Below are 15,031 nucleotides of genomic sequence, written 5' to 3' on the forward strand. Positions count from 1 at the left end.
ATAAACTTTACCCATTCAGACAAAATAACTTATCGACACCTCAGTTGACGGCTTCCCTTCCGGTTGGAAAATCCAACCAGCAAGGAGGGCATCATGCAACTGAAATATCTGAACAATCTGGCTTTCGCCGTCGCCGCCGACGGCCGCTGGAGCCGGCGGAACGGCTGGCGGCTGTTTCCGGATTCCTCCATCGCCACCGAGGCCGAACAACTGGCGTTTCGCAGCGAAGTCGAAGCCTGGGCCGGAGCGGCCGGAGAAGCATTCCGGCTGCCGGCGGCCGACGGCGGCGGCTTTGAATATGACACCGGCTGGCAAGTGACTGCCATCCACTGCCACCCCGGCGAAGACAATTCCTATGAAATCACTTACGAAGCGATTCCGGTCGGCCTGACCGGGGAGTTGCTGCACAATCGGCAACTGTCGAGCAATATCTTCGGCGAACGCGAGCGTCAGGCCGTCTGGCTGGTCAAAACGGAACAACTCGACGGTTTCCTGCCGGATATCGGCCAGGAGCTGGATTGGGCCGGAGAGCATTTCCGCTGCGAATCGGTCGACTGCCGCAACACCGGCGTCAATCTCTGGGAAGTGACCGTCCGGGCCAAGGATATGCAACTGCTGCTGCTCGGCGAACCGTCCTATCACTGCAGCGACAGCTTCGAACAGCTCAAAGAGGGCCGCTGGCAGGTCGCGTCGGCGCTCTATGCCGAATTTCTGGCCGCCAACGCCGTCAATCAGCCGGCCGACTGGGCCGGAAAAGATTATTTCGTCATCCGGTTGTCCGCCGAGCCGCTCGGCAAACTCGGATTTCTGGTCGCCGTCACCGCCCGGCATATCAGCGTCCGGCAGTTGGAGGTCCGCCGTCTGGAGACCTTCAGCGGTTTCGATGCGTTTGGCCAGCCCAAGCGCAACCTCCGCTGGCTCGGCCGCTGGCGGGTCCGCGCCGACGCCAGAGAACAGTTCGAAAACATCACCGCGCTGGCGCCGGCCGACTGGGCCAGCAGCGACTGCATCGTCACATCAGTGACGCCGCGCCGGATCAACGACCTTGAATCGGAGTACCTGCTGGAAGCCTGCAGCCGCAACAATGTCCTGAATATCCTCAACGGCAACCGCCGCAACGACGACGACCGTTCCGACCTGGCCCGGCGGGAGGATGTCCGCATCCGCGGCGTCCGCGAATACCGCATGTCCGCCAAAGACTGCGGTTATATCCGTTCCAATCAGGGATATCTGAAAATCCGCGACTACGATCCCTACGGCTGGGATTTCGAATACAATTCTCCGCTGCGGCCGCCGAACGGCGTAACCTCCGAATGGCCGACCTACCAGATCGAACGGACGATTTTGTGCATCGAGCTTGAAATCGTCAATTTCCTGCCGGGCGGCCCGGCCGGCAATGTCGCCGACGCCATCGCCTTTTATTCGGCCAACGTCGTTTTCAACGGCGCCCTGGCCGGTTATGAAGGCTCCTGGCGCTGCGCCGACCGGCAGTTGGAGGCAATCAGCAACTCGGCCGGCGAACTCTGGTCGAAATTGACGGAACGCTGGCTGCTGGCGCCGGCCGGTTATCAGTGGAATTCCCAATACTGGCAGAAATTGTAAAGGAGCCCGATCATGGATTTTTTCTACCGCTGGCAGGACGCCGTCAGCCATCTGGCCGGTCTGCTGGAGCGCCGCCGGCCGATTCCCGGCCGCAACCTGTCGATCGAAGAATCGCCCCACGGCCTGATCTTCAACGCCGAACTGGAACTGCTCGACGACGCGGCCTATTACGGTTACTTCAAAGTTCTCGACGTCACCGACGCCGAAAGCGCCAAAATTCAGGTAATCGACGGACGATGCCGGCAGCATTGGCCGGCCAACCACGCCGCCAACCGGAATGCCGGCTACGTCACCCTCGGCAAACGGCGGCTGGCGGTTCCGCAGAGCGCGGCGCTGGCAGTCACCGGTACCGAAATGCCCGGCCTGGTTCTGCTGGATGTCCGGTTCGACGCCGGCAATGTCTCGTTTCAGTATGCCATCGAGCAGACCCTGACCGGAGAAGACGCCGACAACGCCGCCGTCATGCAGCCGAGCGCCGACCGCGAACGTCTGGTCCTCGGCCGTTTCCATTTCCGGCAGCGCCACCTCATTCTGCAGCAAACTCAATTCGGCGAAATCCGCCTCAACCGCTGGGGGTGAACCATTGAACGATCCGCTGAAATACTGGCCGGAAATCGGCCGCCGCCGCGGCATCGGCCTGCCGGCGGCGGCCGGATTGAATGCCGTCATCGCCGCCGTCAACGAACGCAACAAGGTACTGTCGCTGCCGCCACTGCCATATCTCGGGCTGGGCGACAATCTGGAATTTTCTTTGCTGGCGGCAGTTCACCAGGCGATTTCCAGCCTGTTCGATTTTTTCCTGCCGCGCGCCCTGACGCCGGCGGAGCTGGAATACCGGGAAACCTTTCCGCATTGGACGGAAAGCGAATTGCTGGCCGCCATCGGCGAACCGGCGCGCCTCGTACCGGTTTACGGTTTCCCGGCCGATGCCGCCTGGCTGTATCAGGCCTGGAAGATGCTCAACCTTCTGACGCTGGTCGAGATCCCCGGTTTCCGTTATGAATATCGTCCGCCGGAAACCGTCCGCGCCCGGCGCTCGTGCAACATTTCCGAGACCAAAACCGTCGAACGCATCCTGGAAGACCTGCGCGCCGATACCACCGGGAGCAATGAAAGCGACACCTTCTCCAGTTGCGTCATCCGGGAAAAAAACTGCCGCTGCCAAATCGGCGCCCCATTGTGGGATTTCTCCGAGGCGCCGTCTTTTCAATGCCGGCAGTGGAGCTATATCCAGGCAGTTTATTATTCGGACATTCCCATTGCCTATCCCGGTTTGACCGCCGGCCGATTGCGCCTGGTCGGACAGACCGACGCCACACTGGCCCCGCAGCTCGGCGCCGTCCCCTTCCCCGCCGCCGACGCCCTCGGCTGGCTGGATTATGCCGAACAGATCCTCCGCCGGCAATTCAATCAATTTTTCTCGCTGGAACTGCATCAGTTCATCGCCTGGGATTTTGCCGTCGCCGGCGGCTTCCGCAGTTGCGATACCGGTTCCGAAACGCTTTAACCAAGTGAAAGGAATTTTCCCATGTACGAATTGAATTTAAATTTACGACTCGGCGGCCAACCGGCCGCCATCGTCGACGACGCCCTGCAGCCGCTGGCCGATCCGCCAACTCTGCTGCGCGACGTGCCGACCCGCCTGAACCTGCGGCTTTTCCAGCCGGACGGCACGCCCTGGCCGGCCGAAACACTGCAAGAACGCAACTGGGAACTGGTGCTGGCCGACGACTGGAACACCGCCACACCGCCGCAACTGCGCGCCAGCCGGATTACCGCCGCCGCGGACCGGCTGCTCATCGAACTGACCGAAATGAACAGCCGGGAATTGGCGGCCGTCATCGCGGCCAAGCCCGGCATCTTCCTCGGCGCCGAACTGGCCGGGTTCTCCGCCGGAGAAAGCGAACCGGACCGGATCATCCAGTTCGATCTTTATGTGCGCAACCGCCGGGCGCTTGACGGCGACGCGGAACCGGTCCCGCTGCCCAAACCCTACTATACCGCTTCCCAGGTCGATTCCCTGCTGCGGGGCTGCGACGCCCGGGCCGCCGGAGCGCTGACCGCCCATGACGGCGCGCCGGATGCCCACCTCGGCCAACTGGCGACGCTGGCGGCGGCGCTGGATCCGTTCGAGCCTCCGTATGTTTACGGCATCCTGTACAATCCGAACGACCCGAGCCCGGACTGCCAGCGCATCCGCCTGATCAACAACCAGATCGTCAATGTCGATTCGTTCGATCAGACCCCGGCGCACGGTTTCCGACGCTGCGTCATCGACGACCTCGCCGGCCGCCATATCAACTATTACCTTGACCCGGACGACAGCACCAGGAAAGCCGACGGCTCCGACGCGGTATTGACCGGCGCCGATGGAGACGTGATGGTCGAAGTGCCGGTCACCTACTGGCGCTGCAAAACGCTGGCCGACGGCAAAGTCGCCTATCTGGTCAGCGACCGGCCGTTCCCGCTGGCCGAACCGCATCCGTATTTTTACGTCAGTCCGGGCGGGAACCGGCTGCGCACCCAGTATGTCGGCGCATTTTCCGGCGTGCTGTGCGACGCCGACGGCAGGCCGAAAGCGCTGGCCAACGCTTACCGCGGCAACCTCCATATGCCGGAGCTGAGCGGCCAAACAGTCGGCAGCACGGACTGGACAGCCACCTTCCGGCAGGCCGAACTGGCCGCGGACGGCAATTTTTTCTGGCTGGACCCGAAAACCAACCTGCGCGGCACCGTACTGTCGAGCAACGCCGACGGCGTAACGCTGCAGCTCATCGATTCGACCAAGACCGTCGGGTTGACGCTGACCCAGCCCGACAATGCCGCCAGCCGGACCATCGTTCTGAACAAAACCGGCAGCCTCTATACGCTGACGGTCAACGGCCGGAGCGTTTCCGGCAGCACGCCGGCAAATTTCAGTCCGCAACTCGGCACGGCCGGCTATTACCTCGACAGTTCGGTCGGCATTGCCGAGTTCAGTTTCGCAGGCCCGACTTCGGTACATTTCGGCCCCGAGCTGCTCTATCCGGCCGAAGGCACGTCCCCGGCATACGCTGACGGCGACCGGCTGCGCAGCATCGCCGGCGGCAAACAGGCATCCCGGCTGACGATAACGCAATTCCGGACGGCGGCGGCCGCCGGCGGCGCTTATCTGCAAAATTCGCTGGCGCTGCAATTTTTTTATCTGATGGCGGTCATCGATGCCGGCAGTTTCGCCGTCCAGCGCAAAATCAATTCCGGTTTCGTCGGACTGCGGACCAACTCCGCCGCCCTTTTCCGGCCGACCGGCTTGACCGCTTCCTGCGGCAACGCCACCGGTGAAATTCTGCACGATCCGAACGCCCATCCCGATTTGCGCCCGGCGGACTGGGACGCCTCGACGCCGAAACACGTGATCGCCTTCAGCTTCCACGGCATCGAAAACCTCTGGGGCGAAAGCTGGAAATACGAAGACGGCCTGATCAAGCTGCGGAACGGTTATTACCACACCGCCGATTGTTCACTCTATACCGACGAAGTGCCGCCGCCGGGCTGGCAATGGCAAGACCACCCGTGGCCGCCGCGCGGCTACGCGACCGGCTGGGCCCCGGAAACCTTCCTGCCGCTTTCGGTCGGAGGCTCTTCAACGACCTATTCGTGTTCGTACTTTTACAACAACGAAAACGACCAGGCTTATTTCCTCTATCGCGGCGGCGGCGTCGGCAACGGTTCCGGCAATACCGGACCGGGGTCGGCTTCCCCGCTGGTCCTGATCCCGAATTACACCACCAAAATCAGCGGCTGCCGGATCGCCGTTTAGGAGAAAAGACGATGCAATACGATGATGAAACGATACAACGGCAGGCGGAACGGCTGAATTTGACCGGCCGGGAAAAATTGCAGCAGCGCTTTCGAACGGAAACCGTCTGCAACGGCATCGGCGCGGCCTGGTTTCCGGCCTGGCTGCGCCGGCTGCTGGACCGGCGGCATCCCACCCTGGTGCCGGTCGCCTGGATTCACGATCTGGAATATGATGAAGGCGGTTCCCGGCTCGACCGGCTGAAAGCGGACTGGCATTTTCTGACCAACGGCTTCCGGGCGGCGGCCGGCACCTATGCGGCCGACCAGTTGCGGAGATATGCGGTCATGTTCGACGCGCTGCGTTTCTTCGTGCTGCTGCGGATCGGCGGCGCCCCGGCCTTCCGGTTCACCGGAGCGAAAGCGGGGAAAAGATGAGCTTTTACGAAGTTTTCTGCATCGCCGGGACGATGGTCTGCTGCACTTACGTCATCTGCAACAAATTGAACACCTTCGTCACCCATGAAGTGTGCACCCGCCGACGCGAAAATTGCACCTGCGTCGAAGAAATCGAACGAATCAAAAGGGAATTGAAGGAGCGCTGAACCGCTTTAACCGGCAAGGCGGTACCGGAATTTCACCGATACCGCTTGCATTTTTTCCATCCCGGGAGTAAAGTCCTTCCGGCTCAGACATTCATCCGGAGTGTGGTAAAAATGAGAAATATCCCGGTTTTTTTTCGCTTCAGCACCCCGCTTCCGCTGACAGTTCGATTCCCGGAACTGGCGATTCTTTTCGCCGTCGTCCTTTTTTCACTCTCGATTTCGCCCGTATGCGCAACCAGTTACTGCATCAGCAAAGCGGAAAGCGCAAAAATCCGCGCAACGGAACTGGGCATCTATGCCTCGCAAGGATATGTCGTTGCCAAATTGTTGCAGCAGGAGAAGTTGAACCATCAAAAAATCCTGATCCTGACCGACAAAGAATATGAGGGCGATGTACGCTTCCAGAGCCTGATACAAATGCTGCTCGACTGCGGCATTCCCCAAGCCAATCTGGTTTTCGATCCGGTGCTGGCGCCATCCCCCCTCTCTGGCCCGGACGGCCAGCGGACGAATCCGTCAATGCCGATGAGGATGCGGATGACGGCGGAGGACTTCGACCGTGCGGTGCAGAGGCATTCCGATTGTACCGTCGTCATCACTCTTTTCGGCATTCCGCTGAAGGACGGCAGAGAAATTTCCTTTCTTCGCAAGGCCTATGATCCGGCCGCTCCGCAACTGATCATGATGGGCGCGATCACCGACCATGATTTGATCCGGGACGGCCTGCAGAACGGCAATATCTTCGCGGTCGTCATCCCGCGAGAGGATGCCAATTACGAGGTGACCGAGCTTCCGCTCACCCAGGAGGAAATTTTCCGACTGCGCTATCGGCTCATCACCAAAGCCAACGCCGCCGAACTGCAATAGCTGCTCAGGAAAAAAACGGCTGTCCCGCCTTCCGGGACAGCCCGTCCGATCCGGTCATTGTTTTTCTCTCTTGCCCTGCACCGTCATCCGGTCCGTTTCGACCAGCCGTTCGCCGCCGCCATCGATTCTTCGCTGGTTTCAGCCGGAAGCTACTATAACAAATTCCTGTCCGTTTTATAATCCCCCCCGCCAAAAAAAAATCAATCCGCACTCCGGCTTCCTTTGGCAATCGGCCCAAACGATATTATGTTATACCACGAAGTAAAAAACAGCCAGTAAAATATGGAATGGAATACATATGCCCTCACGCCCCCTTACGCTGTCGGAGCGCACCGCCGCCGGAATCCTGTCGATGCTGAACGGCGACAAACCGTTTTCGCCGGGCGACAAACTGCCGAACGAAAATGAACTCTCCCGACGGCTCAACGTCAGCCGCACCACGCTGCGCGAAGCGATCCGGATGCTGATTTCCCGGCAGATTCTGGAAATCCGCCGCGGCCAGGGCACCTTCGTCACCCCGCGCGCCGCCCAGGAACAGCCGTTGACGCTCGATGAATTATCCTACGCCCGGATCGATCTGCAGGACCTTTACGAAATCCGGCTGATGTTCGAACCGCAGTCGGCCTTTTACGCCGCCAAACGGGCGACACCGGAAGAACTCGCCGCCATCCTCCGCTGCGGCCGGGAGGAGGAAGCGCTGGTTCTGGCCGGCCGGGACCGGACCGAAGCCGAACAGGCGTTTCACCAGGCGATCGCCGCCGCCACCCACAACGAGTTCGTCGAACGGCTGGTGCCGGTTCTCCATCGGGCCATCCGCCACGGCGTCCTGCTCTCCGCCGCCCGGGAAGAGATGATCCGGGAAACCGTCGCCGACCATCGGATGATCATGGATTTCCTCGAAAAACGCGATCCGCTCGGCGCCGAAACGGCGATGAAGCTGCACATCATCCACGCGATGCGCGGCTTCGGCATCGACGAACCGTAAAACGTTCCGGAATTTTTCAATGCGAATCGGATTTGACAGAATACATATGATGTCTTATATTATCATCATACATCATATTAATATATTCGGAGATTTTCATGCAAAGTCAAACCGTCACCCGGGGAATCGACCGGGCGCCGCAACGGGCGCTCTTTCACGCGTTGGGACTGACCGACGAGGAGCTGGCCCGGCCGTTGATCGGCATCGTCAATTCACAAAGCGACGTTGTGCCCGGTCACTGTCATCTGGATAAAATCACCGCCGCGGTCAAAACCGGCGTCACCCTGGCCGGCGGTACGGCGCTGGCATTTCCGGCCATCGCCGTCTGCGACGGCATCGCCATGGGCCACGCCGGCATGCGCTATTCCCTGGTCAGTCGCGAATTGATCGCCGACTCGACCGAAGCGATGGCGATCGCACACGGTTTCGACGCGCTGGTCATGGTGCCGAACTGCGACAAAAACGTTCCCGGTCTGCTGATGGCGGCGGCTCGGTTGAATTTACCGGCCATTTTCGTCAGCGGCGGACCGATGCTGGCCGGTCGTCTGGACGGCGAAACAATCAGTTACTCCCGCATTGCCGAAGCGGTCGGAGAATACCGCGCCGGCAAAATCACGCTGGAAAAGTTGCGGGAATTCGAACTGGCCGCCTGCCCCGGCTGCGGCTCCTGCGCCGGAATGTTCACCGCCAATTCAATGAACTGCCTGACCGAAGTGCTCGGCCTGGCGCTGCCGGGCAACGGCACCATCCCGGCGGTTCACGCCGCCCGGCTGCGGCTGGCCAAACAGGCCGGAATGAAGATCGTCGAGTTGCTGCGGCACAATCTCCGGCCGCGCGATTTGCTGACGCCGGAAGCGTTCCACAACGCCGTCACCGTCGATATGGCGCTCGGCTGCAGCACCAACAGCCTGCTGCACCTGCCGGCCATCGCCCATGAAGCCGGCGTCGATTTTGCCGCCATCGACATCAATGCGATCAGCCGCCGGACCCCGAATCTCTGCCGCCTGGCTCCGGCCGGAGAACATTACATCGAGGAGCTCGACGCCGCCGGCGGCATTGCGGCCGTGATGAAAGAACTCTCGAAACACCGGCTGCTGAACACCGACTTGCCCACCTGCACCGGCCGGAGCGTCGCCGCCAATCTGGCCGACGCCGTCAACCGGAATCCGAACCTGATCCGATCGGTCGAACGGGCTTTCGCGCCGAACGGCGGCCTGGCCGTCCTGTACGGCAATCTGGCGCCGGACGGCAGTGTCGTCAAACGTTCGGCGGTGGCGCCGGAAATGATGAAGCATCGCGGCCCGGCCCGGATTTTCGACGGCGAGGAAGCGGCGCTCGAAGCAATTCACGCCGGCCGGATCGCCGCCGGCGATGTCATCGTCATCCGATATGAAGGACCGAAGGGCGGACCGGGCATGCGGGAAATGCTCAATGCCACCTCGGCAATCGTCGGCCGCGGCCTGGGCGGCAGCGTCGCATTGCTGACCGACGGGCGTTTCTCCGGAGCGACCCGCGGCGCCGCCATCGGCCATATTTCCCCGGAAGCGGCGCTCGGCGGACCGATCGCCCTGGTCCGCGACGGCGACTGGATTCAAATCGACCTTGAGGCATGCCGGCTTCAGCTCGAAATTGCCGACGAAGAGTTGACCGCGCGACGGGCCGCCTGGCGGCCGCGGCCGGCAAACCTCCGAGGCTACCTTGCCCGTTATGCGGCAATGGTCACCTCCGCCAGCCACGGCGCGGTTCTGAAGCCCGTTTCATAAACAACCAACCGTTCCGGGTACGCCCCGGGACAGTCACTTTTTATTGATCACTTTGGAAGCGCCAGCGCAGATAGGCGAGGTCTTCCGGATAGGTGATTTTCAGGTTGTCCGACGCATGAGTCACCACCTCCACCGGGAACCCGGCAAATTCCATCACCGCCGCATCGTCGGTAAATTCCATTCCGGCCTCCCCGGCCCGCCGCCAGGCCTCCCGAAGCAATTCGAACTGAAACACCTGCGGCGTCTCCACCCGACGCAACCGGCCGCGGTCGACCGTCTCCACCACATGGCCGCTTTCATCGACCGCTTTCAGCGTATCGACAACCGGCCGGCCCGGCACCGCGCCGCCGCAACGCCGGGCCGCTTCGACACAGCGCGCCAACAACGCCGGCGTCGCCAACGGCCGGGCGGCATCGTGACCCGCCACCAGGGAAAGCCCCGGCGGCAAGGCGTTCAAACCATTGCGCACCGATTCCGACCGCACCGCACCGCCGGTGACCAGTTTGACCGCCCGGCCCGGCAAATCACGCCGCAACCAATCGGCAAAGCACTCCTGCTCCGCTTCCGGCGTCACCAGCACCAGCCCCCCGGCAGCACAACACGGCGAAAATTGCCGTACCGAATGCAGAAACAGCGGTATACCATCGAGGTTTTCCAGCAATTTGTTGCCGGAACCATACCGCCGGCTGCTGCCGCCGGCGACAATCACCATTCCCAGGTCCGGAAAATTCATCGCTATTTCGCCTGGCCGGCGGCGGCTTCAACCTGATCGAGCGTCGCGGCGACCGCTTCAAAATTCCCCTGCGACTCCCGGTCGGCAATCAGCAGCACCCGGATGAATGCCGCCTTCGGATACTTCCGCAGCGACAACATTACGTCGAAAACGACGCCGCTGTCATCGGCAAATTTGGCGCTTTTCGTCACGCTGCCGAGATAATTCCGGTCCTGGTCATAGACATAAACGCCGATGCCGACTGTCCCGTACCCGAACACCTTCGCCTGGAGCCGGCAAGCGTCATATTCGCCGACCGGATAATAATCGTTGGTCACAAAATGGGTCGGCGCCAGCTTCGTCGAACGCAGCCGGATCGCATTGCCGGTGCTGGCCGGATCCTTGATTTTGAACAGTTCGGTATGGCCGATCGGTTCCAGCTTCTTGTCGGTATCGACCGACCAGGTCTGCGATTTCGCATCACGCACCTTCAAAAAAGTACCGTCGATCGGCAGCGGCTCCGCCGCCACCGCACCCAAGCACACTGCCGCCAGCAAACTGCCGATTCCGATGAATTTCTGCATGATATCCTCCGTCCTGCTGCAAATTTGTTCAGAACATCCTTGACGACAAAATACCGCCGCAAGTCGGTTTTGTCAAGGATTCCGCCTTCCGGAAACGCCGGAAAACCATACCACGGCGACGCCGGCACCATCAGCTTTGCCGTCAAAAAAACAAACTTATAAGTATTACCAATAATTCAAATGCCGACTGCCGGTGCTCTCCCTTGCTAAGTTCAGCTTTTTTCAATCGGTTGCCGTAAAAAATCGTTCCGGCTGGAAAAAGTTCGGAAAAATGCCGATTTGCCGGAGAAAAAATTTGTAAAAAGGAATGAAATGTATTAAAATAGGGAGAGATAGGGATAGTTAGGGGAAAATAGGGATTCCGAGGATTGCGAGCGAAATCATGGAAGAGCTAATATTTTTTGGAGAAAAACAACATGCGCTGGATGCCCAGTGCCGTCTCTCCATTCCCGGCGAATGGCGGCGGCGTGAAGGCGAGACCAGGCTGATTCTGATCCCGACGCCGGGCGAATCGCTGTTGCTCTTCCCGTTTGAATCGTTCCAGGATTTTCTGGTCAAAGCGCGGAGCATCTCGTTTTCCGACCCGGCCGCCCAGAAAGCGCTGGCCCGGCTTGGCGCCCGGTCGCGCGATTGCCGCTGCGACAAACAGGGGCGGATCAAACTGGAGCGGGAAATGCTCAACCGGATCGGCATTCAAACCCAGGTCTGTCTGATCGGCGCGGTGACCCATATCCGGCTCTGCGCGCCGGAAATCTGGGAAAAATTACAATACGAAGACGAAGAGAGCTGTTTCGCCGAATTGCAGAAAATCGGTGAAAACAATCCGGACCTGGCCCGGCTCTTCCAGGGGACGATCGGCCGATGAAATCCTATTGCCCCGACGATTATGTCAATCCGGCCGAGCCGTGGCAGCACGTGCCGGTACTGCCGCGCGAGGTGGCCGACCTGCTGCATTTTGAAGGCGCGGCCCGAATCGTCGACGGAACGCTCGGCAACGGCGGGCACAGCGCGATTCTGCTGCAGGCAAATCCGCAACTGGAACTGCTGGGAATCGACCGCGACGGCGCGGCGCTGGGCAGAGCCGAAAAACGGCTGGCTTTCGCCGCCGGCCGGGTGCAATTGCAGCGGGGCGCATTTTCGGAGCTCAAAGCAATCGCGGCAATGGCGGGCTGGCCGAACGCCGACGGCATTCTGCTGGACATCGGGGTTTCGTCGCCGCAACTGGACGACGGCGGCCGGGGGTTTTCCTGGCGGAGCAACGGACCGCTGGATATGCGGATGGACAACCGGAGCGAATTGACGGCCAGCCGGATCGTCAATCGCTGGACAGAAGCGGAATTGGCCCGGATTTTCCGGGAATACGGCGAAGTCCGCAGCGCCGGCAAACTGGCGGCGCGCCTCGTCGAACGGCGGAATCGGCAACCGTTTGCCACCACTGGCGAACTGGCCGCTTTCGTCGAGGAGGTACTGGGGCGTTCGCGGCCGGGCGTGCTACCGACCCCGACGCTGGTGTTTCAGGCGTTGCGTATCGCCGTCAACGACGAATTGAATGAATTGGGCAAGGCGCTGGAAGCGGCGCTGGAATTGTTGCGGCCGGGCGGACGGCTGGTAGTGATCAGCTTTCACTCGCTGGAGGACCGGCTGGTCAAGAATTTTTTCCGGGAACGGGCCAGAGGCTGTATCTGTCCGCCGCAGTTGCCGGTGTGCGTTTGCGGCCACCGGCCGGAACTGAAACTGCTGACCCGTCATGTGGTGACGGTGGCGGAAGACGAATTGGCGGCCAACCGCCGGGCAGCGTCGGCCAAATTGCGGGCGGCGGAAAAATGTTGAATAAAATTTTGAACGGAAATCGGATCGATCAGGAGGCGGATGCGATATGAATATTCAAGCAAGAACGATACAGAGCCGGAAAAGCCGGCCGCGCGGCGGCGCGAAGGGTTCCCTCGCGGTAAAATTGTGGATGCTGTTCAACGTGATCCTGTTGCTGGGAGCGGCCTTTGTCATCGTCAACTACCGGATCGCCCTCAACCAGAAGATCGCCGACGTGCAGAAGGAAACCACGGCGCTGCAGAACAAACTGCACACGACGGACCGGGAAATCGAAGCGTTGCGGATCAAACGGGAGAAATTGACCAGTTGGGACCAGATCCGTGCCCGGATCACCGCCTATCAACTGCCGCTGATCCAGCCGGAGCCCCATCAGGTGCAGCAGCTGGTGCTGCGCAATCCGACGCCTTATACGCCGGAACCGCAAATTCTGTTTCCGTCGCAGCCGCAGAATCGCTATGCCGTCGTTGAATAATCAGAAACGGATTTGAGTTTCCCATGGCGATACAGAGCAGCAACGAGGCGATTCGCGGCCGGATCAAGCTGGCGGTGCTTTGCTTTGTTCTATTGTTCGCCTTCCTGGCCTGGCATCTCTACGGCGTGCAGGTGGTCCGGCACGAGGAACTGTTCGAGAAAGCCAAACGGCAGTATACGACGGTCAAGACTTCCAAAACCAAGCGCGGCGAAATCTTCGACGCCTCCGGCAACCTGCTGGTCGGCAACACGCCGTGCGAAAATATTACCGTCGACCCGACGATCGTTCCGGCCAAACAGGAACAGGCGATGGCCGCCATGCTGGCCAATCACCTGAAGCTGGATTACCGGGAAGTGCTGCGCAAGCTGAATACGAAATTCCGCGAAGTCAAGGACGAAAAAACCGGACAAACGACCAAACGCGCCATCCGTTACGCGGTCATCGCCCGCAATGTGCCGCACGATGTCGCCTTGAAAATCCGCGAAGCGGACAAACGGCTGAACCTGACCGGCCTTTTCTTCGAAGAGACCTACATGCGCGAGTATCCGAAAAGCCGGCTGCTGTCCAACGTGCTCGGCTTCACCAATATGGAACATGACAAGATCATCGCGGTCATGGGGGTCGAAAAATTCTACAACCAGGAAATGCAGGCCGTTTCCGGCAAGATCATCTACGAACGCGCCCTCGACGGCAATGTGCTGCCCTACGGCAACTCAACCGAAATCGCCGGACGCGACGGTTTGAACGTCTACCTGACGATTCACGAGCCGATCCAGGCTATCCTGGAGGAGGAACTCGATAAAGTCATGCAGGAGTGGAAGCCGAACGCCGCCTATGCGGTGATGGCCGATCCCAGGACCGGCAACATCATGGCGATGGCGCAGCGGCCGAGTTTCGACCCGAACGACCGCAGCAGCCTGAAACCGGAAGCCTACCGGATCCGGATCATCGAAGACACTTTCGAACCCGGTTCGGTGATGAAACCGCTGGCGATTTCCGGCGCGCTGGATTGCGGGCTGATCACGCCGGACACCATATTCGACTGCGAAAAAGGCCGCTGGGTTTATTTGAACCGTCCCCTCTCCGACTCCTCCCGGCTCGGATTGGTGCCGGTCCGGGAGATCGTCAAAAAATCCAGCAATATCGGCACCGCCAAAATCGGGCTGATGATGGGCGAGGACCGGCTGAACGCCACGCTCCACCGCTTCGGCCTCGGGGAACGCACCGGGCTGCCGCTCAAACCGGAATCGACCGGAATTTTCGTCGACGCCAATCCGCGCCGCGACAAACTGGCGGTCACCCGATACCCGATCGGTTACGGCGTCGGCGTCACGCCGGTGCAGATGGTCCGCGCTTATTGTGCGCTGGCCAACTACGGCAACCTGCGGGAACTGCGGCTGGTCGACCGGGTGGAAAATCCGGAAACCGGCGAAGTCATCCACAATCCGCTGCTGCAGCCGCGGGTGGTTTTCGACAACCCGAATACCTGGCATCAGATCGTCGACATGATGGTCGGCGTCACCGCCAAAGACGGCACCGGCCGCCGGGCAGGCATTCCCGGTTACCGGGTCGCCGGCAAAAGCGGCACCAGCCGGAAATTCGTCAACGGCCGTTATGATTCGGGAAAATATTACGCCTCATTCACCGGCTTCGTCCCGGCCGATGACGCCGCCTTCGTGCTGATGGTCGTCGTCGACGAACCGCACGGCTCCAGCTATTTCGGCGGCACGGTGTCGGCGCCGGTATTCAAAGCGATCGCCGAACGCACCCTGCGTTACCTGGACATCAAGCCGGACCCGGCGCTGCTGGAAGAGACCAAGAAATAAAAGAGAGG

Annotated in this window: 15 protein-coding genes; 13 read left to right on the top strand and 2 right to left on the bottom strand. The window is 60.6% G+C overall.

Annotation, left to right across the window (positions count from 1 at the left end; all coding sequences use genetic code 11):
• Positions 1-93 precede the first annotated feature (93 nt).
• From HWX74_RS02010 to ilvD, 9 genes are all read left to right on the top strand, one after another.
• Positions 94-1,602 (top strand): hypothetical protein, encoded by a 1,509-nt coding sequence (locus HWX74_RS02010; protein WP_176011944.1) that lies wholly within the window; start codon positions 94-96, stop codon positions 1,600-1,602.
• A gap of 12 nt (positions 1,603-1,614) precedes the next feature.
• Positions 1,615-2,181, top strand: coding sequence for a hypothetical protein (locus HWX74_RS02015; RefSeq protein ID WP_176011945.1), 567 nt, complete (start codon positions 1,615-1,617; stop codon positions 2,179-2,181).
• A gap of 4 nt (positions 2,182-2,185) precedes the next feature.
• Positions 2,186-3,109 carry a hypothetical protein gene (locus HWX74_RS02020; RefSeq protein WP_176011946.1) on the top strand — a complete coding sequence of 308 codons (924 nt, stop codon included), beginning with the start codon at positions 2,186-2,188 and terminating at the stop codon, positions 3,107-3,109.
• 21 nt (positions 3,110-3,130) lie between these two features.
• Entirely contained in the window at positions 3,131-5,401 is a 2,271-nt protein-coding gene (locus HWX74_RS02025; protein ID WP_176011947.1) for a hypothetical protein, read from the top strand.
• Between the two features lie 11 nt (positions 5,402-5,412).
• The gene (locus tag HWX74_RS02030; RefSeq protein WP_176011948.1) at positions 5,413-5,817 is read left to right on the top strand and encodes a hypothetical protein; all 405 of its coding nucleotides are present in this window, start codon (positions 5,413-5,415) and stop codon (positions 5,815-5,817) included.
• Entirely contained in the window at positions 5,814-5,984 is a 171-nt protein-coding gene (locus HWX74_RS02035) for a hypothetical protein (RefSeq protein WP_176011949.1), read from the top strand. Before HWX74_RS02030 ends, HWX74_RS02035 begins: the two co-directional genes overlap by 4 nt.
• Positions 5,985-6,095: 111 nt before the next feature.
• Positions 6,096-6,851, top strand: coding sequence for a hypothetical protein (locus HWX74_RS02040; protein WP_176011950.1), 756 nt, complete (start codon positions 6,096-6,098; stop codon positions 6,849-6,851).
• Positions 6,852-7,149: 298 nt separating this feature from the next.
• Entirely contained in the window at positions 7,150-7,836 is a 687-nt protein-coding gene (locus HWX74_RS02045; protein ID WP_176011951.1) for a FadR/GntR family transcriptional regulator, read from the top strand.
• 98 nt (positions 7,837-7,934) lie between these two features.
• The gene (gene ilvD, locus HWX74_RS02050) at positions 7,935-9,599 is read left to right on the top strand and encodes a dihydroxy-acid dehydratase (protein ID WP_176011952.1); all 1,665 of its coding nucleotides are present in this window, start codon (positions 7,935-7,937) and stop codon (positions 9,597-9,599) included.
• 40 nt (positions 9,600-9,639) lie between these two features.
• Here ilvD and ispD read toward each other — a convergent pair whose 3' ends face one another.
• Positions 9,640-10,332, bottom strand: a complete 693-nt coding sequence (gene ispD / locus HWX74_RS02055) for a 2-C-methyl-D-erythritol 4-phosphate cytidylyltransferase (RefSeq protein ID WP_176011953.1) — start codon at positions 10,330-10,332, stop codon at positions 9,640-9,642.
• A gap of 2 nt (positions 10,333-10,334) precedes the next feature.
• Positions 10,335-10,895, bottom strand: coding sequence for a hypothetical protein (locus tag HWX74_RS02060; RefSeq protein WP_176011954.1), 561 nt, complete (start codon positions 10,893-10,895; stop codon positions 10,335-10,337).
• Between the two features lie 382 nt (positions 10,896-11,277).
• Between HWX74_RS02060 and HWX74_RS02065 the strand changes: the two genes are divergently transcribed.
• The 4 genes from HWX74_RS02065 to HWX74_RS02080 are packed head-to-tail and all read left to right on the top strand — an operon-like array spanning position 11,278 to position 15,023.
• Entirely contained in the window at positions 11,278-11,760 is a 483-nt protein-coding gene (locus HWX74_RS02065; protein WP_176011955.1) for a division/cell wall cluster transcriptional repressor MraZ, read from the top strand.
• The gene (gene rsmH, locus HWX74_RS02070) at positions 11,757-12,725 is read left to right on the top strand and encodes a 16S rRNA (cytosine(1402)-N(4))-methyltransferase RsmH (protein WP_176011956.1); all 969 of its coding nucleotides are present in this window, start codon (positions 11,757-11,759) and stop codon (positions 12,723-12,725) included. Before HWX74_RS02065 ends, rsmH begins: the two co-directional genes overlap by 4 nt.
• Positions 12,726-12,771: 46 nt before the next feature.
• The gene (locus HWX74_RS02075; RefSeq protein ID WP_176011957.1) at positions 12,772-13,197 is read left to right on the top strand and encodes a hypothetical protein; all 426 of its coding nucleotides are present in this window, start codon (positions 12,772-12,774) and stop codon (positions 13,195-13,197) included.
• 23 nt (positions 13,198-13,220) lie between these two features.
• Complete coding sequence (locus HWX74_RS02080; protein ID WP_176011958.1) at positions 13,221-15,023, top strand: penicillin-binding protein 2; 1,803 nt, start codon at positions 13,221-13,223, stop codon at positions 15,021-15,023.
• Positions 15,024-15,031: the final 8 nt, after the last annotated feature.

The sequence above is a fragment of the Victivallis sp. Marseille-Q1083 genome (genome assembly GCF_903645315.1).
Lineage (GTDB): Bacteria > Verrucomicrobiota > Lentisphaeria > Victivallales > Victivallaceae > UMGS1518.